Genomic DNA, 19,842 nt, shown 5'->3' with positions numbered 1-19,842 from the left:
CCCCGGTCGATGCGACTTCAGGAAGTCGGCGCGTCGCTCTTCTTGCCTCGCTTTTTCGCGTGACCCGCCCAGAACGCGACCACGGCGACACCAACGAAGACAGCGGGAAACAGCAACACGGCACCCACGACCCATAGGCCGCTGTCGTCCGACGTAGCGGCGTCGATCGACCAGGACAACCACGTCACACCCGCGATGCTGAGCGTGCCGATGACCGGGTGACCGCGCCGACCGGCGAGAACGGCGAGGATTCCCAGGACGATCACCAAGCCCGCCACCTGCCACGGCTGGTAGGGGCCGCTGAGGCTGCCGTCCGGCTCCACATCCCGTTCCTGGTCCCACCCCAGCCAGGCAAGGTAGTTCGCCAGAGACGCCACTGCCAGGATCAGGCCGATCCAGACGCGCGCCATGACGCGATGGGTACGGGACGCTTCGGCTTCTACCACGATCTCCATGCTTCCGTCGGCGACGATCATTCACCACGGTATGCGCTGCCGAACTGCCGGCACGCATCGGGCTGCCACCTGGGGCCCGGTCTCGCGCCGCCTCCTATAGGCGGTTGCCGGGCCCGTCCTGGACCTCATGCGGGTAGTGGCCATAGTGCCGTTGACGCCAGCGTTCGTAGTAGCCCAAGCCCATCATGAACACCCCCACGAAGGCCGCAACGCCGAGGCAAACGAATAAGGACGTCAGCGTGAGAGCGTTCTTCGCTCCGGCCATGGCGCCGAACAACGCCAGGACGCCCATGAAACCGCCTAGGCCAGAACCGAAGAGCAGCCCGAGGCGCACAGGATGAGCCGCGGAGAACCGCTGACCCTGTTGTGGCGTGGAATCGCCGTCCAAGAACGCGTCCATTCGCCAGTAGCAGTCCGCGAGAAGTCTCAGCAGGCGCATGGACAACCCCTTTCATGCCTCCGGCTCCGGGATGCCATCCGAGGGTGGAGCGATGACTGAAGGTCCGTGAAATGACCGAGGTGGAAACCTGATCATCCCGCCCGCCGGTCCCCGAACAAGCCGCGCAGATCGGGCCGTGGGGGATCGCCTGCCAGGGGGCAGGTGATCGCGCCCGCCCACAGCGTTGTGCCCGACGCCGGCATGCCACCGGTCCGTCGTGGCGGTGAACACGCCGGCGGCCTTCCGCTAATTGGTTATCTCGTGACCGACGGTTCAGCTGGCCTAGATCGTCTCACCGTGCGGGCGCTTGCTACTCTTTGCTATGAATCAATCACTTTGAGTAGCTGGAGCGGTATTGTGAAGGTCGCGTGCGTCGGCGGTGGGCCCGCCAGCCTGTACTTCTCGATCCTGATGAAGCGGGTGGACCAGTCCCATGACATCACCATCTACGAACGAAACCCGGTCAATTCGACGTACGGCTGGGGTGTGACCTTCGGGGACGAACTGCTCAACTATCTCCACGTCGCCGACCCCGAGTCGGCGCGCGCCATCAGCGAGAGCCTGGTCTCCTGGGACAGCTGGGTCACGCACGTCGACGACCGCGCGACGGTGACGGAACAGGCGGAGCAGGGTTTCGGCATCAGCCGCCACCGGCTGCTGGCCATCCTCGCCGAACGGGCCCGCGCCCTCGGCGTGCGCGTCGAGTACCAGCGTGAGATCGCCGGCGAGGCCGAGCTGGCCGACGCGGACCTCGTCGTGGCCGGTGACGGTGTCAACAGTGTGCTGCGCGAGCGCCACGCCGACCACTTCGGCACCGAGGTCTCGGCCGAGCGGAACGTCTACATCTGGCTCGGCACCACCAAGGTCTTCGACTCCTTCATCTTCGCCTTCGTGGAGACCGAGCATGGCTGGCTCTGGTGCTATGGCTACCGGTTCAGCGAGGACCAGAGCACCTGCATCATCGAGTGCGCCCCCGCGACCTGGAGGGGACTCGGGCTCGACCAGACGAACGAGGCCGACAGCCTGGCCCTGCTGGAGAAGCTGTTCGCCGGGATACTGGACGGGCATCCGCTGATCGGCCGGTCGCAGGCCGGCGGCAGCGCGCACTGGCTCAACTTCCGCACCCTCACCAACCGCCGGTGGTATCGCGACAATCTCGTGATGCTCGGGGACGCCGCGCACACCACGCACTTCTCCATCGGCGCGGGCACCGCCCTCGCGCTGGAGGACGCCGCCTTCCTGGTCAACGCGCTGCACGGGGACACGCGACTCCAGCCCGCCCTCGCCCGCTACGAGCGGCAACGCAGATCCGCGATCCGGAAACTGCAGAGAGCGGCCCGCTACAGCGCCCAGTGGTACGAGAACCTTCCGCGCTACATCGACCTTCCGCCGCTGGAGCTGATCGCTCTACAGGCCTGCCGGGAGTCCGCGCTGCTCGCGCACGTCCCGCCGCGGCTGTACTACCGGATGGGGCAGACCGTCGAATCGTTGTACGGCTTCACGCATTGGCTCGGCTCGAAGCTCGGCCGAACCAGGCACACCGATTGAGAGCACGTACGCGTCTGCCAGCGGCAGACTTCGGGACTATGGGGAAGAGGCAGCACGCGTCAGCCGAAGCTGGCCGATCTCTGCTCCGTTCTTCATCAGTTCGGCATTCACCCAGGCGACCATGTGGGCCACCGTGTGCTCGGAGTCCTTCGGCCACGGGAACGGGGCCGCGGCGTCCAGCTCGGCGTCGGAGAGGCGATCCAGCACCGCCAGCCATTCCACGCGAAGGCCGCGCAGCCACTCGACGGCGATCGTCCCGTCACCCGGCCAGGTGATCTCGGTCCTCTCGCGGGGTGGCCGTCCCTGGGCGTGATCGATCGTCACGCTCCACCACCAGCCGATGTGCCAGCTCAGCCAGCCGATCGTAGGGACTGGAACAGGGTCGGGCTCGGTCTCCGCCCAGTCCGGCACCCACTTCCCGTCCATGTCGGGACGCACCGTCCAGCAGTGGGCCGCCGGCTCCCACAGGAAGTCGTCAGGCTCCAGGCGCTCCAGGTGATATTCGAAGAGCGACCACGTCAGGTCGAACTGCCAACGCAACACGTCACATCGGGTCAGGCGCATCGAGTGATGCTGACACACTGTCGCTCCTCCTTGAAAGCGATTTGCCGCCCTCCGCTTCGGCCAAGCCGCTCACGCCCGGATGACGATCAGCAAAATCGTAATCGACTCAAAAAATATAGTACGCTCCAAAAATGCCAGAAGGACTGCGGGAGCGGAAGAAGCGGCAGACTCGCCGGCGCGTCTCCGACGTGGCCATCGGCCTCTTCGTGGCGCGCGGCTTCGACAGGGTCACCATCGCCGAGGTCGCCGAGGCCGCCGACGTGTCGGTCAACACCGTTTACAACTACTTCACGTGCAAGGAGGATCTCGTCCTGCCGCCGGAAGAGGCGTCTCCGCAGCGGCTGGCCGACATCGTCCGGCAGCGGCCGGCCGGGCAGTCCGCGCTGGGCGCGGTGCTGGCTCGGCTTCGGGACGAGATACGCGGGCGCGACCGCGCGGTCGGGTTGAGCGCGGGATTCGGGCGGGTGCTGGAGATGATGCGGGCCGCCCCCACGCTGACCGCCCGCCTGGAAGACCTCGGCCGTGAGATGACGGAGGCTCTCGGCCTCGTACTGGCCGAGGAGACCGGGGCGAAGCAGGATGATCCGCTGCCGCGTGCGGTGGCCTGGCAGATCGGAAGCCTGCACGCGCTGGTCTACTCCGAGGTCGGACGGCGAACGGCCGCGGGTGAGTCCGCCGACGCGATCGCCGTCGCGTTGCTGGAACTGCTGGACACCGTCGAGACACTGCTCGGCGAGCGCATCCTCACCTATGCCGTACGAAAGGACGACTCATGTTCAGGGTGACGATCAGTGGCACGTTCAACGGGCTCGACGAGGCCGGCCGAGCCGCCGTGCGGGCGGCGAGCGAGATCGCCTACACGGAGGCCGGGACGTTCACCCATGACCAGAGCGTGTCCGCCTTCACCTTCCGCTGCCAGGTGCCCGCGGGACCGGACGACGGGGAGGAGGAGGCGTTCCTGGGAGCGATGGAGGCGCTGGACGCCCACGGCCACCCGCACAAGGTTCTGAAGGTCGCGGTGACGGACATGCGCGACATCAAGATCCGCCGCAAGGCGCGGACCGACTGAGCGCCCCCTGTCACGGGAGGACGACGATGCGGCCGCGGGGGCGGTGCGGCTCCGCGCCTTCTTGGAGGCGGTGGGACCGGGCGGCCTCGGTGAGGGGCAGCCGGGCCCCGATCCGGGAGACCAGGGCGCCACGGGCCAGGAGGTGGTTGATCGCCGTGGCCGCCGCGGTGAGCTCGGCGCCGGTGGCGTTGCTGATCGCGAAGCCCCGGAGGCTCGCGTCACGCGTGTAGAGCTCGCCGACCGGCAACACCGGAGTGGCGCCGAGACCGGCCATGATGATCATCCGGCCGCCGAGGGCGAGCAAGGGAATGGTCTGCTCCAGGTGGTATCGGCCGGCGTTGTCCCAGAACACGTTCACCCCGTCGGGGGCGAGTTCGGCGATCTCCGGGTACATGTCCGGGTCGTGGTAGTCGACGACCTCGTCGGCGCCGCACCGCCGGCACCAGTCGAAGTCGTCCGGACGCGCGGTCGCGATCACCCGCGCCCCATAGGCTGCGGCGAGCTGAACGGTGGCCGAACCGACCCCGCCGCCCGCGCCGGTCACGACGACCGTCTCCCCGATCCGCAGGGCCGCCTCCCTGAACAGGCCGAGATAGGCGGTGGCGGCGGTGTGCAGGGAGGCGACCGCGTTCTCCGGATCGACGCCGCGGGGCAGGTGATAGAGCCGGTCGGCGGGCACCGCGGCGTACTCGGAGAAGGACCCCTGCCGCCCGTCGAACCCCAGGCTGTCGCACCACACCGGGTCACCGGGGGCGAACCCCGGCGCCGCCGTCGTCACGGTCCCCACCAGGTCGCGGCCGATGACGAACGGGTACGGCAGGCACGTCCGGTAGGCACCGGAGCGGACGAAGGTGTCGACGTGGTTGACGGCGAGCGCCCGCACCTTCACCAGGACCTCCGACGGGCCGGGCTCGGGCACGGGCAGCCGGCCGATCCGTATCTCGTCCGCCGGGCCGGGCCGCGTGATGTACGCCGCGGTCATGGTCTCCTGGTCGCTCATCGTTCCTCCGGGGCGGCTTCCGGGTGAGCTTCCAGGTCGGCTTCCAGGTCTGCGAGGTACGTACGCGCCCACGCCTGCCTGAGATCACCCTCGTGGGCGCCGCCGAAGGTGTAGGCCGGAGACAGGATCGGCAGCGCCCTCTCCACATGCACCAGAATCGCGCGATTGGCGGGGTAGCCGGGACCGTTCAGGTCGAGCAGCCAGGCGTGCAGCCACTCGTACACCGGGTCGCCGGGCTCGCGGAACTCCGCGGTGCCCTTGAACCGGTAGCCCCGCCTGCGGAGGAAGTCGATCGAGTTGATCTCGATCCGCGGATCGCGTTCGAGGTTGCCGACCGTGTTCGGGGACGCGATGTCCATGAAGGCGATGTGCTCGTCGTCGTACACCCGCATCGATCCCTTGGGCGACAGATTGGGCGAGCCGTCGGCGCACACCGTGGCCACGAAGGACAGCCGCGCGGTCTCCACGATCAGCCGCATGTCGTCGTCGATCGTCATCGTCATCATCTCCCTCCAGTGAGGTACCCCTGCTTCGGCCTCCGGGAGGGGTCAGAGTTTCCACGCTTGCGTGCGGGTCACGCCTTGATCACGGCGAAGCTCTCGGCCCCGCCCTACCGGCCCCAGCCGCGCTCGCCCGGTACGGAACTAACGGTTCGATCACGAGATCGGCCGTTCTGGTGACATTCCGAACACGAAGCGTGAAATCTGGGAACCTTGCTGCCACGGGACGCGGGAGTCACATGGGCAATCTGGGAGATCCCCGATGGCAGGGCATCGGGGTGATAGTCAGCACCATCATGGGGATGGTCGGGATCGTCAGCACGGTCTGGGTGTCTCGGAAAACGGTGGAGCGAGAGAAGGCCGCCACCTCGCACGCCGTTCCGGGCGCCGCGCTGGGCATGGCGAAGATCCCGTGGGTGCGGCAGATCGCCGCGCGGGTGGCCGGAGCGCTCCTGGTCTGGGTGATGACCTGGGCATTGTTCGCGGGAATCTGGGCCGTTCTCGCCGCCTCGATGGGGTTCGCGCCGGCAATGGTCTTCACGCCGCTGTTCTTCCTCCTCGGGTCGCCGCCCGCCATCTGCGCTCTGATCGCCAAGTCGGCCATGCTGGGCGGGTTTCTCGGTGGCGGGTTCCCCCTCGGGCTCTACGCGCTGGAGGTGGCAGCGGCACAGCGGACGGTCCAGGCCACGCCGCTCGCCTGGTTCGTGGTCTTCTTCATTCTGGGCGGAATGCTCGGCGCGCTCGCCGCCACGATCGCCGTGACCACGGCTCGCAGGCTGCGTGTCCCCTTGCCGCGAAACTGAGGACGGCCACGTCCGGTTCGGAGGCGAAGTGGATCTCAAGTTTGATTGCCTCCGGCAGGCCCGCCGCTTGCGACTGCCGCCTCCGCTCGGCGTCCGGAGAGCATGAATGTCGAGGAGATCTTTGCGATGATGACCTGGTAACCCGTTCCGCATGCTCGGCATGGAGGAGGTGAAGCGGATGTCCTACAGTCCGCAGCTCGCTGCGGCGCTGTCGGGTGCCACGCTTCGCCAGCTCGCCCACTGGCGTAAGGCTGGTTCGGGCCGTGGAGCCGTGCTGGTTCCCGAGATTTCCGCCTTCCGTCCCGTTCTGTACTCATTCCGTGACGTGATGGCACTGCGAACATGCGTCAAGCTGCGTAATGACGCTTCCCTGCAGAAGATCAGAAAGGCGTTGGACACGCTCCGCGATGATCTGGGAGAGCGCGATCATCTCTCGGAATACCGCCTGGTGGCCGATGGCAGCAGCATCTACCTGGCGGGGCCCGATCAGGCGATCGATCTGGTTCACAGTAAGGCGAACGTCGTGATCCACGAGATGGTGGACGTCCTGCGGCCCTTCTATCGTGACGGACGCCATATCCCTGACCTCCTGCGACCACGTGATCATGTGACGGTCGATCCGGCGGTCCGGGGTGGGATTCCGGTGATAGAGGGCACACGCGTGCCCTATGACGAGGTCGCCGCGCTTCTCCGAGACGGTGTTCCCGCTGATCGGATCCCCGATTACTACCCGAGTGTCACGGCGACGGCCGCACGGGAGGCCGCGGATTTCGCCGACTATGTCGACAGCTATGCCCCACAGAGGACCGCGTGAAGCTGCTGCTGGATGAGAACGTCCCCAAGCCGCTCCGCCAAGCTCTCGCCGCCTTCATCGTGCATCACGAGATTGTTCATTTGCTCGACCTGCCCGGCTGGTCTGGGACGCGTGACGAGAGCCTCTACCCTCTGGCGGCTGCCCAGGGATTCCATGCGGTCGTGACCAACGACGGACGGCAGATGCAGCGCCCGCGTGAGGTCGCAGCCATCGCGGCCTCGGGCCTGCACCGGATCGAGTATCCACACAAACACCAGGGCCTGGTGGGGATGGATCTTGCCATCGCGACAGTCGCTGCGGGGCTGCCCGGCGCCTGACCGTGCTGGAGGATGCGGATGGCCAGAGGCTGATCACGCTGCGGAGCATCGACCCCACATCGGCGGCTCGGTTACGTGTGATCGATCCGGTGGTGGATCCGCCCAAGTTCTGGATCTCCTCTGCGGGCTGAATATAGCCCGGCCTGTAGCCATGGAGTTAACGCGGGCTGGGCCGGCCTGGCGATCGACGGCGGCTCAGGCCGAGGTGGCGGCGACGCAGAACTCGTTGCCCTCCGGGTCGGCCATCACGATGTGGTGCTCGTCGACCTCCTCCAGCACGCGCCCGCCCGCCCGCACCAGCCGCTCGGCCTCCGCCCTGATCCGCTGCCACCGCTCCTGGGGAGCGCAGCCGTGGGCCGGCACCCTGATGTCGAGGTGCAGCCGGTTCTTCGCCGTCTTGGGCTCGGGGACCTTGAGGATGGAGAGCCGGGGACCGACTCCGTCGGGATCGCAGAGCCACTCGCCGTCGTCGACGGAGTCGTCCTCCGGCAGGTCGAACTGGGCGAGCCACTCCTCGCGCGTCTTGAACGGAGCGGGCGGGGGCTCGTCGACATAGCCCAGCGCCGTTTTCCAGAACTCCGCGAGGAGTTGCGCGTTCGTGCAGTCGAGGGTCAGGTCGATCTTGATGGCCATGGCAGGACCGTACAGGGCGCCTGTGACATATCAACCGATCTGAGGCTGTCACCCGGAGGTAGGCGTACGTGCGCGGGCCGCTGGCACGCCTCGTGGTCAGGCGGGTGTCTCGCGGAGCACCAGGCAGACAAAGCCCCAGATGTCCCGGTAGACGCGTAGCCAGTCGGAACGGTTGGTGGTGGCGACCCTGAGTGCCTGCGCGCTGTCCGGGTCGGACTGATGATCCAGCGCCCAGGAGGCCAGGGACCCCCAGCAAGCCCACTCGTAGTCGTCCAGCTCCTGGCGGGTGCTGATGTGCCCGTGGACAGGGGTCCATCCGTCGGCGACGACCCGGTCCAGGGTGGTGGACAGGTCGGCGAGGTCTCCGAGCATCTCGATGGCCTCCGGAGTGGGATCGCCGGTCCAGAATCCGTCACCGATCAGGACGCGTCCGCCGGGTGCCAGGTGCTTGCGCGCCGCCGCGAGAGTGGGCGGCAGCCCGCCGAAGGCCTGCGTGGCTCCGACGCTGAGCACCAGGTCGTACGGGTGCGAAGAGGTGAAGGTCGCGGCCTCCTGGTCATGCAGGACGAGCCGGTCGTGGACGCCGAGATCTCGCGCGGCGGCACGAGCCTGGGCCAGCGCCTCCTGGGAGACGTCGACACCGTCGGCGCGCAGGCGCGGACGCGTGGCCAGCGCGCGCAGCAGCCATTCGCCGCCGCCGCACCCGAGGTCGAGCACGCGCTCATCGCCGCGTGGAAGGCCGTGCTCCAGCAGACGGCGCACCGAGTCCTCGCCGAGCGGGGCTTTGATCGGGTGATCAGTGTGAGCAATCCTGGACATCTGTTCATGATTCATCCGCGCAGCTTGGCAGCGGCAGAGATCTTGCGCATCTCGTTCAGGACTTACCGACCTGGCAGCGGGGGTGACACTCCAAGTGGGGCTCACGGATCAGGTCGACGTGGACGACGATCAGCCCGCCGCAAGGACATTCCTATTTAAAACGTTTGTTCTAAAGGGAGAGCTGATGCGAGACTTACCCAGTTTACGACGGTGACATCAACCCCCTGGAGGAATCGTGCGCCGAGCCGCCATGACTTTACTCGCGCTGGTCGCCGCGACCGCCGCTACCATCGCGACGACTCAGCCGGTCAACGCTCAGGTCACCCACACCTGCCGCCCCGACTACTGGACGAACAAGTGCGCCAGCGGCCACACGCCCGCGAACCGCACCCTTGACCGCGTATGGATCGGGATCGACAGCACTAGCATCGTGGACTGGGAGGTGTGGGACAGGGAGACGGGGGCTCGCGTCGGATCAGGACGGGTGTCGCCGGACAAGCAATTCCGTCACGGGATCTACGGACTGTACGGCAGCAAGTACCAGCTGGTCATGAAGGGGTCCTGGGGCAACTACGGCTTCATCTGCGACTGCTAGCGCGATTACCGGAAAACTTCGCGGTCGCGGGAGTCGCGTTGGCAGTGCCCCTACTCTGCGGTTCCTGTCGTAGCCGGCTGCCGCGCCTGCGGGGTCTCGTTACTCCTGACCGCGCTGTTCCGGAAAGCCGGACGGTCGCATCTTTCCGTCCTGGTCGAAGCACTGGCCCTCGGTTGCCTCGCGACCCGATGATGAGGCCACTGCCGGTACGCGGCTGAACGCGAACCACGACGGGGACCGGCGGCGTGAGGAAGGATCTGCGATGAGCGAGCCGAACGCAGCCGGTGAGTGCGAGTACCTGACCGACGTCGAGGACGTCTACGTCGCCAGGGGGACCAAGCCCGTTGTGGCGACGCTGGGCCGGCTGGCCGCCAGAAGGGCCGTGCTGGAACTGAGCGCCGGTTCCGACGCGGTGGGCCTCGCCCTGGCCGTAGCCGGGTTGGACGTCACCGCGATCGATTCCTCCGCGCAGGTGCTCGATTCGCTGGAGGGTGGGGCCAGGGAAGCCGGAGTCGTGATCTCGACGTTGCTGGGGAGTATCCACGACTTCCAGGGCGGCCCCTACGGCCTCATCTACCTTCTCGGCAACAGGATCTCCCGTCTGCTCAGCCAGGACGACCAGGTGGCCTGCTTCGCCAATGTCAGCCAGGCACTGGGCGAGAACGGCCTGTTCGTCCTCGAGACCACGCTGTCGCCCGGGTGTCCCGACGGGCGGCTCTCGGTGGGGGTCGCGGACGACAGGGTCGTCCTGCACACGGAGAGCTATGACCACCTGACCCAGATCAGGTCCATGATCACGCTGGTGGGGCAGGAGCAGGCGACCCGGATCCTGCCCAGCCGGCTGCGTCACACCTCGCTCGCGGAGCTCGACCTGATGGCGCGCCTCGCCGGGCTCGACCTGAAGGAGCGCTGGGGCACGTGGACGGGTGATCCCGCCACCCGGTTCAGCCCGTACGTGATCTCCGTCTACGCCCTGCAGACGGTGCTGTGGTGACCGGTCGGCGGCGTCACATGGCGTCGTCCAGTTCCCCGGCGGCCAGCGTACGAAATCGGCAACAGCAGGCGAGGACGGCTTTCCCGCGCGGCGTGAGCATGTAGTAAACGCGTATCGGCGGAGACGCCTCATGAACTTTGCGATGCACCAGGTGTTTGCTCACCAGTGGGCGCAGCACCCGTGCCAGCTGCTGATGATTGGCATCAATGGCGCGCGCCAGGTCGTTGTGCGACCGCGCTCCTCTCGCCAGCTCGTCCAGGACCGGAAGCGTCCACTGCCGTCCGACGAGATTAAGCAATTCAATGACATTCTTCTCGTCCACGTGTCCCCGTTTCTGTGGTCTATTCCGCGCGTGCTCTGATATTCCTCCACACGAATTTCGAAGGGATCCTGCCGGTCACACGTGCGTGATCGGCGAAATGTCCTCGCCGGCCTTCCGGCCGGGCAGCAGGTGGCGCCTGAGCAGCAGACCGGCGGCGATCACGAGAGCTCCGAACACCGCTATCGACAGGCCCGCGCCGACGAGCCCGGTCAGCGCGCCGACGGCGACGGCGCCGAGTGCCTGACCGGACATCAGGCCGGTGCTGACCAGGCCGAACGCCTGACCGCGGGCGTGCTCGGGGAGCGCCTGCAGGAAGCGCCGCTGGAGCCCGATCTCGTAGCCCAGCCCGGCCGAACTGGCCGCGGCTAGCGCGACGGCCACCGGCAGGCTGGGCTGCAGGGCGAACACGACCAGGCCGCCGCCGGTCAGGTAGATCAGCGGGAGCACCAGTCGTTCGGCCGTCTCGGCGCTGGCGAACCGGCCTATCAGCACGTTGCTGAGCAGCATGCCGCCGGCCATGGCGGACAGCAGTAAACCGGCCGGGGCCTGTCCCATGTCGGCGGTGTAGGGGACCACCGCGCCCTCGGCCCCGACGGCCAGCGAGGTCGGCACCAGAATCGCCAGCAGCAGCCCGCGAATGTGCCGGTCGGCGAGCAGCGCCTTGTTGACCTGCCAGGTCGAGGCGGCCGCCCCGGTCCGGAACAGCCGTTTCAGCGGAGAGGCACCCGGCTCGGGCGCGGGCCGGTCGGCGCGTCCGGCCCGGCGCCGCGGGCAGTCGCGCAGGCCGAACCAGGTCACCACGGCGGCGACCAGGCAGAAGGCCGACGCGGTGGCGAGCACGCCGTAGGCGCTCATCGTGATGAGCAGTAACCCGCTGATTCCATGACCGATGACCTGCGAGGCGGCCGCGGCCGCGGTCATCAGCGATCTCCCCGTTATGTAGCTCCGGTCGCGGAGCACGTCGGCCAGCAGAGCCGTCGCGTTGCCTTCGGCGACCGGACCGAACAGGCCGACGAACGCGGCCAGGATCAGCATGATCGGCACCGGCAGGACGACGAAGGCCAGCAGCCCGATGACGCCGAAACGGACCAGGTGGAAAGTGACCAGAAGCGGCCGGGTGGAGATCCGGTCCGCGAGCGACAGCAACATCGTCCCGCCGACGATGTAGGCGAGCATGCCCGCCATGTACGCCACCGCCGCCATCAGCGGCGACCCCGTGCGGGCGAAGACCAGCAGCGACAGGGCGAGCATCTTCATCGCCTCGCTGATGACCATCAACGTCTGGCCGACGAACAGAGCGCGGAACACTCCCACGGCGAAGACGTCGCGGTACGGCACCGGCGAACCCGTGTTCGTTGTCATGCAACTATTGTTCGAAAGTCACTGTCTCCCGGCCATGCCTTCGACGATGATGGAAACGTGCTCGAATTTGATGTTGACCCGCAGGATTTGGCGGCCAGCAGATTCGCCATCTCGCCGATCAACGAGACCGGCAGGGCGCTGGACATCCTCAGTGGATACCGCGGCGATGTCTCGTTGCGCCCATGGGCCGACCGCGCGCGGGAACGTTTCACCGACCTCTGCCGTCAGGTCCCGCCGGTGCGCGCCCTGGTGACGCTCGGGCACACCAACGGCTACCAGCCCGACTTCATCTCCCCGCCGCCGACCGGGCCCCGCGAGACCATGGCCAACCAACTGGAGATCGTCCGGGCGACCCCCTTCGACCAGGCGCGGCAGGAGCTCCATCGCACGGTCGCCGAACGACGCAGGCCGGTGCCCGAGGAGGTGCGGGCCACGCTCCAGGCGCCCGACGTGGTCGCGCGGCTGGCCGTCGGCCTCGAAGCCGTGTGGCACGAGCTGATCGAGCCGGACTGGCCGGCCATCCACGCCATCCTCGAACAGGACCTCCTGCACCGGGCGGGGCTCCTGCTGGCGTACGGCTGGGCCGAGGCGCTGACGGACCTGTCGGCGCACGTCGGCTGGCGCTCCCATGAGAACGGCGGCTCGATCACGGCGGACGTGCCATGGGACGAGCGGTGCCCGCCTGACAGCGACGGCCTGCTGTTCGTGCCCACGATCTTCGGCCCGCTGGCCTTCTGCACGGACCCGCCGTGGCGCCGCGCCATCCTCTACCCCGCCCGCGGCCGGGCGACGCTCACCCACCGGCACGTCCAGGAGGACCACGGCGACGCCCTCAGCGAGCTCGTCACCCGGACCCGGGCCCTGCTGCTCAGGGCGATGCGCCAGCCGGTGACCACCACCCAGCTCACCCGGCAGCACGGGATGAGCCTCGGCACGACGGGCCACCACCTGTCCATCCTTCGCCGGAGCGGCCTGATCATCAGCACCCGGTCGGGGAAGTTCGTGCTCTACCGTCGTACGGCGCTCGGAGACGCCCTGGTCGCGGCCAACACGTCGGCGGACACCTTGGCGGGCACCTCGACCGGAAGCGGGACCGGCCAGGAGGCGTCCGGGCTGCCCAGGACCGTGGAGGGTTAGCGACCGGGCGGTGGCGGGCGGCCGCGCACCGCGCCGATGAGCGGCCGCCGTGTTCTCTAACCCCCGGCAGGGGCGCTCGGCTTGATCACCGGCTTGGGCCTGGGCCGGATCCGAAACTCGGTCGTCACGATATGACGCATGAGTTCACCTCCTCTCGCGCGTGGCGATGCGGCCTGCCCGGTCAACTGCCTCGCGCAGGCGCTCCTCGGCGATGACCGGGTCGTCCACGAGCAGGCAGGTCCCGAGCGGGGTGGCGGCGAGATCGAAATCGTGGCTCCGGTGCACCTCGACCCGCCTGCGCTCGTACGGGACGGTGTCCAGCGGGAACCCGTACCGGAGCCGCGGCACTCCGGGCCGCCCGGCTCGTCTCCGCCGCTTCTCGAGCGCGGCGAGAGATCCCAGCTCGTCCAGGACCTTCTGCCAGCAGCTGGAGAGCGTCACCCGGCGGGCCGCCTTCCTGACGAGCGCGCGAAGCTCGGGCGCGAGGCAGAGAGCGTCGGCACGCGCGCCGACCACGTCGGCGGTCGCGTCCCCGAGGCGCTCCTCCACCACGTCCGACAGAACCAGGAAGTCGAGCAGGTCCTTCACGCGGAACCTGCGCTGGAATCTCTCTTCCGCCACCGCGAACAGGCCGCAGAGGTCGTCTTCCGGAGGAGCCTCGGCGCGGCACGGCACGCTCGTCAGGTCGCCGGCGAAGGCGACGGTGGAGACGTCGGCGCCCAGCGGCCGGTCGAGGTGCGGCTCGGCCGCGGGCCACTTCATCGTCACGCAGACCTGCATGTCCAGGGGGCCGGACAGGACGCTGACCCCCTGGGCCACGGCACCGTAACGGCCGGCCAGGTCCAGGACGCAGTCCCACAGGGACTCCTCGTCCGGAGCCACCAGATCGACGTCGCCCGACTGGCGGAGCACTCCCGGCGGGAAGTAGCGGGCGATCCTTGGCCCCTTGATGATCGTGAGCCCGTGAGCGTCCGCCTGTTCGGCGCCCACCCGGTGCAGTTCCAGGACCCGGTCGCGGACCCGATCCAGCTGGCTCCGCGCCGCGGGGCTCAGCTCCACCCCGCGAAGGGAGGCGGTCGAAAGCCAGGTCGGCAGGATCCCGGCCCGGCCGGCCAGGTCGGCCACGCGCCACGAGGGATATCCGGGGGGAACCCCGAGCAGCCGCTCGACCAGGTCCGCACGCATTCGACCGCCCTCCCCTCCCGGCGCTCGCCCGTGCGCGGGAAACGCCGTCAGGGCAGGCACGACCAGCGGCCGGTGAGCTCGGTCTCGGCCACCAGCCGGCTGCCCTCCCGGAAGCGCCAGACGATGGCCGGAGGGTTGCCGACGGCGCGGCCGATGGTCAGCGTGTGGGTGTCGGTCCAGCCGAGATATCTGAACGTGTCGTCGCCGACGTGCACGAGCGTCGCCTGGAAGCCGTCGCTGGTCGAAAGGGCCAGCCGCCCGTCGGGCGCCGGGGTGAGCGTGACCACGCAGTCGTCTCCGGGCGACGACCGCCACGGCTCGATGGTGGTCAGGCACTCCCCCGCGGGCACCCTGAAGACGCAGTTGAGTCCGTGGCCGGCGGGCAGGGGCACTTCCGGCCTGTTGTGCAGGATCCGGTCATCTCCCAGCGCCCTGAGGAACGAGTCGGGGAAGATCCGCACCATCTCCGGCGAGACCTCCACGTCGATGACCAGATGCACGCGCGTCGTGTCGCTCTCGTTCGCGACATGGTGGGGCTGCGAGACGTCGCCGTACCAGAGGGTGCCCGGCTCCCAGTAGTGGCGGTTGCCGTTGATGGTGATGCTGCACTGCGGGTTCGTGATGATAGGCACGTGCAGCCGCACCCAGCCGAAGGCGAATCCGCTCGGATAGTCGGTGTGCACGGGCGAGCACGCGCCCGGCGCCAGCGCGAGGAACTCGATCGCCCGATGGTTTCCCGGCACCTCGCGAATGACGCTCTGGACGTACGGCAGATGATCGATGATCGGCGTGTAGACGAAGTCCACGGTGCCGGGGCCGCCCGGATCCGTCCGTGACACGTCTCCACCGGGGCTCCGCACGGGAAGGCATTTCCAGCCGGGTGCGGCCGGGGCTCCCGGACCGTCCTCGGACGAATACCACGTCTTGACGCCCCAGGTGAGGCGAGAGGCCTTTTCCAGATCGCGTTCCAGGCGCTCGACGTCGTAGCCGGAGCGCAACTGGACGGCGTCCAGGGCAGCGACCATGCTCATTGACCGACCCTCCCTTCGTCTCGCCGAAATCCCCGGCGAATTCGCTTACTGCTGCTGACCCCTGCTCGTTTCGATCCGGCAGGATCGTTCGTAGTCCTCCCTGGCCTTGGCCACCTCACGGGCGATCACGCCGCAGCAGTCGCCGTCGATGTCCTGGTCGTCGATGTCGTCGTCGAGGATCGGCGGATGTTCCTCGGTGGCGTACCTGGCCAGGTCATGGGTTTCGATCACCGTGTCGTGGTCCACCGTGATCGTCGCGTTCGGCGCGATGAGGTCCAGGTGGATGTCGCACATGTACGAGACGGCGTCGATCTTCTGGCCGTGCTGCCCGAGGCCGAGGTGCACTCCGGGGTGCCGCTCGTTGATGTGGGAGTTCATCCGGATGAAGCCGGAGACGCCGATGTTGGTGCCGAATCCCAGCTCGCCGATCCGGTCGGCGTTGGGCCGCTCCAGGCACCGGTCGATCAGTTTCGACACGGCCGGGCTGTCACAGGTGTAGGCGACGACCCGGCCTTTCTCTATCTGCAGGGTGACCGGGTTGTCGTGCAGTCTGGCGTCCGTCTCGGTGTAGGCCGTCACGTTGAACGCGCCGTCCGCGACGAGCACCCCGTTGATGTCGGCCGGATACGTGCTGACCTCTCCGGAGGGCGTGATCACGAAGGTGCCCTGCCGCCACAGGCCGCGGTTGCTCAGCCACCTGTAGCGTTCGGTGTCGGTCGACACCTCGAGGTCGGTGCCGCTCGGCGTCTGGATGCGCAGGTGACTGGCCGGCATCATCCGGTTGAGGAGCGCGCCGTTGATCGCGGAGAGCACCTGGGGCGTGGCGTTGACCGCGCGCTCGAAGAAGTCGCTCGACGCGTTGATCAGCCGGTAGACCGCGACGGACGCCTCGTCGTAGGGCGCGAGCGCCCTGCGCAGCTTCAGGGAGTGCGACATCGAGTCTCTTTCGACGGTGAGCACCACCAGCCGCGAGCTCAGGTCGCGCGGATCGGGGAGCGCGTCGCGCAGTCTGGCCTCGAGCCCGTCGTCATCGACCGGGTTCATCCCGCCGACGCCCGATGTGATGCCCCGCGTCGTCAGCTCCGCGGCGAGCCAGGCCGCCGGCGCCCGCGCGTCGAGCGTGTAGAGAATGAACACCTTGTCGTCGGCGCGAATCGCGGGGTAGTCGTCGAGGAAACGAGAAACTCCCTGCCAGGTGCTGTCGGACGGTGTTTCGATATGGGAATCCCGAACGGTGGCCTCGGTCATATCGCTCTGCTTTCTGGTCGCCCGGACGCGCCGGACCGCACCCATAATGCGGTCCGGCGCGGGTCTCCGTATGGTGATTAGGACTGGAGAATGTTCCACGGAGCCTGGGTGTGGCCGTCGGTCACGATGTCGCCCGAAACCTGGGCGAACGACATCAGGCCATCGGTGGGCATGTTCGCCAGAGCCGCGACCAGAGCTTCCTCACGTGCCATGATGTGACCTCCCGTTGATGAGAAGCGGCCGGTTGAGCCGCCGGGGACGACGCTAAACGCCGCCCGCCGGGCCGTCCAGATTTCAATTGGTGGACCAGATGACACCACCGGCAGGTAGTTACGCCGGCGTCACCGCACTAACCCGTCCAGGCGATTCACCGGCATTCCCCAGACCCTCCGGCACATTATGGTGACCGGGGCCGTACGGAACCGTTCCGGCAATCTGGACAACCGAACACCGGTCATTTAGTGTCATGAACGCCACACCGCGTCCCGCCCGATTTCCGGCCGGTGGAATCGTGTTTCCGGGTGCTTCCGCATTCGCCGATCCCATCGATATCGAGTGCGATCTCCATGGCGAATACGAGCCAGCCCGCGTGTTTCCCGTCCCACGTTCCGGAGGCACCCATGACCGTACGGCAAGCCGTGGCTTGCGTGACGCTCGCGCTTCTCGCACTCGCACCGGCCCCAGCGGCGGCGGCCTCGCCCCCCGGTGACCTCGCCGGCCTGCTCGAACGACAGGTCGACGTGGACGCGGTGATGGCGCACCTCCGGCACTGGGAGAGGGCGGCCGACCGCCACGAGGGCAACCGCTCCAGCGGCACCGAGGCACTCGCCGAGTCGGCCGGCCACCTCGTACGACGCCTGACCGGAGCCGGCTACCGGGTCACCAGGCAGCCGGTGCCGTACGAGGACTTCGCGTTCGACGCCGAGCGCGCCTCCCAGACCGCGCCCGCGACCCGCGAGCTACGGGTGCTGATGGCCAGATGGTCGCCCTCCCTGCCGCCGGGCGGGCTCGACGCGGGAGTCGCAGCACCGGGTGCCGGCTCAAGCCACGGGTGCTCCGCTGCCGACTACGCGGGCCAGGACCTGACCGGCGCGGTGGTGCTCCTCCGGTGGGGCGACTGCGCGATCGACGGGAAGATCCGGACGGCGGCCGGGCTCGGTGCGAAGGCGGCGCTGCTCTACTATCCGTCGCCGAGCCCGGACAACGTCTGGCGGATCGCGGTCGTCCCCCACTACCAGGTCGAGCTGCCGGTCGCCTCCGTCTCCGAGGCTGCGGCCCGGCGCCTGATCGGCGAGTTGACCGGAGGTGCCGCGCGCATGCGGCTCGACCTGCGCGGCCACCCCGTCACGGGCACGGCGGAGAACATCCTGGCCGAGACCTCGGCAGGCGACCCTGGACGCGTCCTCATGGCCGGGGCCCATCTCGACAGCGTCACCGAGGGGCCTGGCGTCAACGACAACGGCAGCAGCGCGGCGGCCCTGCTGGAGACCGCGCTGAAGCTCGCCCCTCACCAGTCCCGCCTGAAGAAGCAGGTCCGGTTCGCCTGGTGGGGCGCCGAGGAGCTGTTCGGTGTGGGCTCCGCCCACTACGTGGCGGGCCTCGACGAACCAGGACGCCGGGCCATCGCCGGCTACCTCAACTACGAGCTGATCGCCTCGCCCAACCACGCCCGGTTCGTCCTGGACGGAGACGACAGCGACCACCCTGGCGAGGGAAGCGGGCCGGGCCCCGACGGCTCGGCCGAGATCGAGGCGGTGTTCGCCGGCTACTTCCGGCAGCGCGGGCTGCCATTCCGGACCCACGACCTGCTCACCGTCCGGTCGGACCACGAGGCGTTCATGGCGGGCGGCATCCCGGTCGGCGGGCTCGACGGAGGCGACGGGCTGGGCGTCAAGACCGCCGACGAGGCGCGCGTCTTCGGCGGCCGGGCCGGGGCCCTGTACGACCCCTGCTACCACCAGCCCTGCGACCGGACCAACGGCCTGGACACCAGGGCCCTGCACGAGAACTCCCGCGCGATCGCCTGGGTCCTGGGCCGGATCGCGAGCGGCTGACGCCGCCGTGCGCCACGCAGGCGACCGGCTCCCGGTCAGTTGCCGTCCTTCTTGTTCGGCGTGATGTTGATCTGGCCGCTGTCGGAGACGATGATCTCGATGCGGCCGTCCTTGACGGCCTGCCACATGACCGCGCCCTGCGCGCCGAGCACGTCCTTCAGCGCCTTGATGGCCTCCAGCTCGGTGCGGGCCTTCTCGTTCTTCGCCTTCTGCGCGGTGTTCTCCTCCTGGGCCTGCTGGACGGCGGCTATCGCCTCGCGCACGTTCAGCGGCGGCTGTGGCTGCTGGAGCGTGACCGAGAACTTGTCGAAGAACTCGGCGCCGCCCTGTTCGCGCAGGAACTGGCCCATGTACTGGGCGACCTTCGCCTCCCAGTCCTGCTTGGACTGCGGCTTGAGGTAGGCCAGGTCGCGCCAGGCGAACTCCTTGCTGGCCGCGTCGAGGGCCCGGTCGAGCGGCTGGCCGATGTAGACGCTGAGCAGCTTGTTCCAGCCGCTGTCGGTGTAGGCCTCGTACTTCAGCCCGATCTGCTCGTGGAAGAGCCGCAGCGTCTTGCAGTCACTGGTGAGGGAGAACGTGACGACGCCCGTCACGCGCATCTCCAGCGGGTCCTTCGTCCACATCGTGAGCGGCCCGGCCTCGGCCCCCGGCTTCGTCTGGACCCCCTCCGGGTCGTTGGGGTCGGCCGCGAACTCGAAGGTGCGCTGCCCTGCCGGGTAGACGTAGCCCATGTCGCCCCAGCCGGACACGTCGCGCACACCGGGGTTGACGCAGTTCTGGAAGGTGGTGTCGGAGAACATCCCCGCGTCGTAGACGATGCCCTTCTCGTCGGGCTCGGGGGTGGTGATCGAGCAGCCGGTCACCAGGACAGAGGCGACCAGTAACGCTAGAACTGCCTTCTGGCTCATCGAATCTCCCTCTACACGAACCGGATGGTCTGGCGCATGCGGGGA

At 68.3% G+C, this 19,842-nt stretch carries 24 protein-coding genes; 10 read left to right on the top strand and 14 right to left on the bottom strand.

Features of this window, described 5'->3' with window-relative positions; translation table 11 throughout:
- Positions 1–17 precede the first annotated feature (17 nt).
- Both AB0I38_RS24740 and AB0I38_RS24735 read right to left on the bottom strand, forming a co-directional pair.
- Complete coding sequence (locus tag AB0I38_RS24740) at positions 18–476, bottom strand: hypothetical protein (RefSeq protein WP_358471903.1); 459 nt, start codon at positions 474–476, stop codon at positions 18–20.
- A gap of 73 nt (positions 477–549) precedes the next feature.
- A complete protein-coding gene (locus AB0I38_RS24735; RefSeq protein ID WP_358471901.1) occupies positions 550–894 on the bottom strand; it encodes a hypothetical protein in 345 nt (114 codons plus the stop codon).
- A 357-nt stretch (positions 895–1,251) separates the two neighbouring features.
- Between AB0I38_RS24735 and AB0I38_RS24730 the strand changes: the two genes are divergently transcribed.
- Positions 1,252–2,442, top strand: coding sequence for an FAD-dependent monooxygenase (locus AB0I38_RS24730; RefSeq protein ID WP_358471899.1), 1,191 nt, complete (start codon positions 1,252–1,254; stop codon positions 2,440–2,442).
- Between the two features lie 36 nt (positions 2,443–2,478).
- Here AB0I38_RS24730 and AB0I38_RS24725 read toward each other — a convergent pair whose 3' ends face one another.
- Entirely contained in the window at positions 2,479–3,006 is a 528-nt protein-coding gene (locus tag AB0I38_RS24725; RefSeq protein WP_358471898.1) for a DinB family protein, read from the bottom strand.
- A gap of 131 nt (positions 3,007–3,137) precedes the next feature.
- On the opposite strand from AB0I38_RS24725, the gene AB0I38_RS24720 reads away from it, so the two are divergent.
- Entirely contained in the window at positions 3,138–3,791 is a 654-nt protein-coding gene (locus tag AB0I38_RS24720) for a TetR/AcrR family transcriptional regulator (protein WP_358471896.1), read from the top strand.
- Positions 3,779–4,075, top strand: a complete 297-nt coding sequence (locus AB0I38_RS24715; protein ID WP_358471894.1) for a DUF6204 family protein — start codon at positions 3,779–3,781, stop codon at positions 4,073–4,075. The genes AB0I38_RS24720 and AB0I38_RS24715 overlap by 13 nt, the downstream gene beginning before the upstream one ends.
- Before the next feature lie 10 nt (positions 4,076–4,085).
- Here the strand turns inward: AB0I38_RS24715 and AB0I38_RS24710 are convergent, their stop codons facing one another.
- Both AB0I38_RS24710 and AB0I38_RS24705 read right to left on the bottom strand, forming a co-directional pair.
- Complete coding sequence (locus tag AB0I38_RS24710) at positions 4,086–5,075, bottom strand: NADPH:quinone reductase (protein ID WP_358471892.1); 990 nt, start codon at positions 5,073–5,075, stop codon at positions 4,086–4,088.
- Positions 5,072–5,572, bottom strand: a complete 501-nt coding sequence (locus tag AB0I38_RS24705) for a pyridoxamine 5'-phosphate oxidase family protein (RefSeq protein WP_358471890.1) — start codon at positions 5,570–5,572, stop codon at positions 5,072–5,074. Before AB0I38_RS24705 ends, AB0I38_RS24710 begins: the two co-directional genes overlap by 4 nt.
- A 242-nt stretch (positions 5,573–5,814) precedes the next feature.
- Between AB0I38_RS24705 and AB0I38_RS24700 the strand changes: the two genes are divergently transcribed.
- The 3 genes from AB0I38_RS24700 (at position 5,815) to AB0I38_RS24690 (ending at position 7,509) form a co-directional block, all read left to right on the top strand.
- A complete protein-coding gene (locus tag AB0I38_RS24700) occupies positions 5,815–6,378 on the top strand; it encodes a hypothetical protein (protein ID WP_358471888.1) in 564 nt (187 codons plus the stop codon).
- Positions 6,379–6,529: 151 nt separating this feature from the next.
- Positions 6,530–7,192: a DUF433 domain-containing protein gene (locus tag AB0I38_RS24695; RefSeq protein WP_358471886.1), complete on the top strand. Its 663-nt coding sequence runs from the start codon at positions 6,530–6,532 to the stop codon at positions 7,190–7,192.
- On the top strand, positions 7,189–7,509 hold the full coding sequence (locus AB0I38_RS24690) for a hypothetical protein (protein WP_358471884.1): 321 nt from the start codon (positions 7,189–7,191) through the stop codon (positions 7,507–7,509). Before AB0I38_RS24695 ends, AB0I38_RS24690 begins: the two co-directional genes overlap by 4 nt.
- A 195-nt stretch (positions 7,510–7,704) precedes the next feature.
- On the opposite strand, the gene AB0I38_RS24685 is transcribed toward AB0I38_RS24690, so the two are convergent.
- Positions 7,705–8,142 carry a VOC family protein gene (locus tag AB0I38_RS24685; protein WP_358471882.1) on the bottom strand — a complete coding sequence of 146 codons (438 nt, stop codon included), beginning with the start codon at positions 8,140–8,142 and terminating at the stop codon, positions 7,705–7,707.
- Positions 8,143–8,238: 96 nt separating this feature from the next.
- Positions 8,239–8,961, bottom strand: coding sequence for an SAM-dependent methyltransferase (locus tag AB0I38_RS24680; RefSeq protein ID WP_358471880.1), 723 nt, complete (start codon positions 8,959–8,961; stop codon positions 8,239–8,241).
- 250 nt (positions 8,962–9,211) lie between these two features.
- Between AB0I38_RS24680 and AB0I38_RS24675 the strand changes: the two genes are divergently transcribed.
- Both AB0I38_RS24675 and AB0I38_RS24670 read left to right on the top strand, forming a co-directional pair.
- The gene (locus AB0I38_RS24675; protein ID WP_358471878.1) at positions 9,212–9,556 is read left to right on the top strand and encodes a hypothetical protein; all 345 of its coding nucleotides are present in this window, start codon (positions 9,212–9,214) and stop codon (positions 9,554–9,556) included.
- Between the two features lie 262 nt (positions 9,557–9,818).
- A complete protein-coding gene (locus AB0I38_RS24670) occupies positions 9,819–10,550 on the top strand; it encodes a class I SAM-dependent methyltransferase (RefSeq protein WP_358471876.1) in 732 nt (243 codons plus the stop codon).
- A gap of 13 nt (positions 10,551–10,563) precedes the next feature.
- Here AB0I38_RS24670 and AB0I38_RS24665 read toward each other — a convergent pair whose 3' ends face one another.
- Positions 10,564–10,872: a winged helix-turn-helix transcriptional regulator gene (locus tag AB0I38_RS24665; protein WP_358471874.1), complete on the bottom strand. Its 309-nt coding sequence runs from the start codon at positions 10,870–10,872 to the stop codon at positions 10,564–10,566.
- 75 nt (positions 10,873–10,947) lie between these two features.
- Positions 10,948–12,234, bottom strand: a complete 1,287-nt coding sequence (locus AB0I38_RS24660) for an MFS transporter (RefSeq protein ID WP_358471872.1) — start codon at positions 12,232–12,234, stop codon at positions 10,948–10,950.
- Between the two features lie 57 nt (positions 12,235–12,291).
- Here AB0I38_RS24660 and AB0I38_RS24655 point away from each other — a divergent pair, with 57 nt between their 5' ends.
- Positions 12,292–13,371, top strand: coding sequence for an ArsR/SmtB family transcription factor (locus tag AB0I38_RS24655; RefSeq protein ID WP_358471870.1), 1,080 nt, complete (start codon positions 12,292–12,294; stop codon positions 13,369–13,371).
- 144 nt (positions 13,372–13,515) lie between these two features.
- On the opposite strand, the gene AB0I38_RS24650 is transcribed toward AB0I38_RS24655, so the two are convergent.
- From AB0I38_RS24650 to AB0I38_RS24635, 4 genes are all read right to left on the bottom strand, one after another.
- Entirely contained in the window at positions 13,516–14,556 is a 1,041-nt protein-coding gene (locus AB0I38_RS24650; RefSeq protein ID WP_358471868.1) for a hypothetical protein, read from the bottom strand.
- A 47-nt stretch (positions 14,557–14,603) separates the two neighbouring features.
- On the bottom strand, positions 14,604–15,587 hold the full coding sequence (locus AB0I38_RS24645) for an aspartyl/asparaginyl beta-hydroxylase domain-containing protein (RefSeq protein WP_358471866.1): 984 nt from the start codon (positions 15,585–15,587) through the stop codon (positions 14,604–14,606).
- Between the two features lie 45 nt (positions 15,588–15,632).
- On the bottom strand, positions 15,633–16,835 hold the full coding sequence (locus tag AB0I38_RS24640) for a hypothetical protein (RefSeq protein WP_358471864.1): 1,203 nt from the start codon (positions 16,833–16,835) through the stop codon (positions 15,633–15,635).
- 77 nt (positions 16,836–16,912) lie between these two features.
- The gene (locus AB0I38_RS24635) at positions 16,913–17,047 is read right to left on the bottom strand and encodes a hypothetical protein (RefSeq protein ID WP_358471862.1); all 135 of its coding nucleotides are present in this window, start codon (positions 17,045–17,047) and stop codon (positions 16,913–16,915) included.
- Between the two features lie 408 nt (positions 17,048–17,455).
- Here AB0I38_RS24635 and AB0I38_RS24630 point away from each other — a divergent pair, with 408 nt between their 5' ends.
- Positions 17,456–18,889, top strand: coding sequence for a M28 family peptidase (locus tag AB0I38_RS24630; protein WP_358471860.1), 1,434 nt, complete (start codon positions 17,456–17,458; stop codon positions 18,887–18,889).
- 35 nt (positions 18,890–18,924) lie between these two features.
- Here AB0I38_RS24630 and AB0I38_RS24625 read toward each other — a convergent pair whose 3' ends face one another.
- Positions 18,925–19,797, bottom strand: coding sequence for an SPFH domain-containing protein (locus AB0I38_RS24625; protein ID WP_358471858.1), 873 nt, complete (start codon positions 19,795–19,797; stop codon positions 18,925–18,927).
- Positions 19,798–19,842 lie beyond the last annotated feature (45 nt).

It is taken from the genome of Nonomuraea cavernae (genome assembly GCF_040655715.1).
In the GTDB taxonomy this organism is placed as follows: domain Bacteria; phylum Actinomycetota; class Actinomycetes; order Streptosporangiales; family Streptosporangiaceae; genus Nonomuraea; species Nonomuraea cavernae_A.
The sequence above is the reverse complement of the archived record's forward strand: the minus strand, read 5'-3'. Positions and strand labels throughout refer to the sequence as shown.

Coding starts and splice junctions, on each gene's coding strand:
- AB0I38_RS24740 (WP_358471903.1), bottom strand. CDS start 476: ATGATCGTCGCCGACGGAAGCATGGAGATCGTGGTAGAAGCCGAAGCG.
- AB0I38_RS24735 (WP_358471901.1), bottom strand. CDS start 894: ATGCGCCTGCTGAGACTTCTCGCGGACTGCTACTGGCGAATGGACGCG.
- AB0I38_RS24725 (WP_358471898.1), bottom strand. CDS start 3,006: ATGCGCCTGACCCGATGTGACGTGTTGCGTTGGCAGTTCGACCTGACG.
- AB0I38_RS24720 (WP_358471896.1), top strand. CDS start 3,138: ATGCCAGAAGGACTGCGGGAGCGGAAGAAGCGGCAGACTCGCCGGCGC.
- AB0I38_RS24715 (WP_358471894.1), top strand. CDS start 3,779: ATGTTCAGGGTGACGATCAGTGGCACGTTCAACGGGCTCGACGAGGCC.
- AB0I38_RS24710 (WP_358471892.1), bottom strand. CDS start 5,075: ATGAGCGACCAGGAGACCATGACCGCGGCGTACATCACGCGGCCCGGC.
- AB0I38_RS24705 (WP_358471890.1), bottom strand. CDS start 5,572: ATGACGATCGACGACGACATGCGGCTGATCGTGGAGACCGCGCGGCTG.
- AB0I38_RS24700 (WP_358471888.1), top strand. CDS start 5,815: ATGGGCAATCTGGGAGATCCCCGATGGCAGGGCATCGGGGTGATAGTC.
- AB0I38_RS24695 (WP_358471886.1), top strand. CDS start 6,530: ATGCTCGGCATGGAGGAGGTGAAGCGGATGTCCTACAGTCCGCAGCTC.
- AB0I38_RS24685 (WP_358471882.1), bottom strand. CDS start 8,142: ATGGCCATCAAGATCGACCTGACCCTCGACTGCACGAACGCGCAACTC.
- AB0I38_RS24680 (WP_358471880.1), bottom strand. CDS start 8,961: ATGTCCAGGATTGCTCACACTGATCACCCGATCAAAGCCCCGCTCGGC.
- AB0I38_RS24675 (WP_358471878.1), top strand. CDS start 9,212: ATGACTTTACTCGCGCTGGTCGCCGCGACCGCCGCTACCATCGCGACG.
- AB0I38_RS24670 (WP_358471876.1), top strand. CDS start 9,819: ATGAGCGAGCCGAACGCAGCCGGTGAGTGCGAGTACCTGACCGACGTC.
- AB0I38_RS24660 (WP_358471872.1), bottom strand. CDS start 12,234: ATGACAACGAACACGGGTTCGCCGGTGCCGTACCGCGACGTCTTCGCC.
- AB0I38_RS24650 (WP_358471868.1), bottom strand. CDS start 14,556: ATGCGTGCGGACCTGGTCGAGCGGCTGCTCGGGGTTCCCCCCGGATAT.
- AB0I38_RS24645 (WP_358471866.1), bottom strand. CDS start 15,587: ATGAGCATGGTCGCTGCCCTGGACGCCGTCCAGTTGCGCTCCGGCTAC.
- AB0I38_RS24640 (WP_358471864.1), bottom strand. CDS start 16,835: ATGACCGAGGCCACCGTTCGGGATTCCCATATCGAAACACCGTCCGAC.
- AB0I38_RS24635 (WP_358471862.1), bottom strand. CDS start 17,047: ATGGCACGTGAGGAAGCTCTGGTCGCGGCTCTGGCGAACATGCCCACC.
- AB0I38_RS24630 (WP_358471860.1), top strand. CDS start 17,456: ATGACCGTACGGCAAGCCGTGGCTTGCGTGACGCTCGCGCTTCTCGCA.
- AB0I38_RS24625 (WP_358471858.1), bottom strand. CDS start 19,797: ATGAGCCAGAAGGCAGTTCTAGCGTTACTGGTCGCCTCTGTCCTGGTG.